Source organism: Streptomyces sp. XM83C (assembly GCF_023072675.1).
GTDB lineage: Bacteria > Actinomycetota > Actinomycetes > Streptomycetales > Streptomycetaceae > Streptomyces > Streptomyces thermocoprophilus.
Map to the genome: position 1 here is coordinate 1 of NZ_JALLGL010000621.1, position 941 is coordinate 941.

At 68.8% G+C, this 941-nt stretch carries 1 protein-coding gene; it reads left to right on the forward strand.

Annotation, left to right across the window (positions count from 1 at the left end):
• Positions 1-941 (forward strand): flavodoxin-dependent (E)-4-hydroxy-3-methylbut-2-enyl-diphosphate synthase (gene ispG / locus MTQ10_RS30745; protein ID WP_247474083.1); only part of this gene is annotated, 941 nt, incomplete at both ends.

A 941-nucleotide genomic window follows, 5' to 3' on the forward strand; every position in this document is an offset into this window, starting at 1 on the left:
TCGGTGCAGTCGATGACGACGACCCGTACGTCGGACATCGGGGCGACGTTGCAGCAGATCGCGGAGCTGACCGCGTCCGGCTGCCAGATCGTGCGGGTGGCCTGCCCCACGCAGGACGACGCGGACGCGCTGGCGACCATCGCGAAGAAGTCGCAGATCCCGGTCATCGCCGACATCCACTTCCAGCCCAAGTACGTGTTCGCCGCGATCGAGGCGGGCTGCGCGGCGGTGCGGGTCAACCCCGGCAACATCAAGAAGTTCGACGACCAGGTCAAGGAGATCGCCAAGGCGGCCAAGGACCACGGCACGCCGATCCGGATCGGTGTCAACGCGGGCTCTTTGGACAAGCGGCTGCTGGAGAAGTACGGCAAGGCCACCCCGGAGGCGCTGGTGGAGTCGGCGCTGTGGGAGGCGTCGCTGTTCGAGGAGCACGACTTCCGCGACATCAAGATCTCGGTGAAGCACAACGACCCGGTCGTGATGATCGAGGCCTACCGGCAGCTCGCCGCCCGGTGCGACTACCCGCTCCACCTGGGTGTCACCGAGGCCGGCCCCGCCTTCCAGGGCACCATCAAGTCCGCCGTCGCCTTCGGCGCCCTGCTCAGCGAGGGCATCGGCGACACCATCCGCGTGTCCCTGTCCGCGCCGCCCGCCGAAGAGGTCAAGGTCGGCCTGCAGATCCTTCAGTCCCTCGGCCTGCGCCGGCGCGGCCTGGAGATCGTCTCCTGCCCCTCCTGCGGACGCGCCCAGGTCGACGTCTACAAGCTCGCCGAAGAGGTCACCGCCGGTCTCACCGGCATGGAGGTCCCCCTCCGCGTCGCCGTCATGGGCTGCGTCGTCAACGGCCCCGGCGAGGCCCGCGAGGCCGACCTCGGCGTCGCCTCCGGCAACGGCAAGGGGCAGATCTTCGTCAAGGGCGAAGTGATCAAGACCGTACCCGA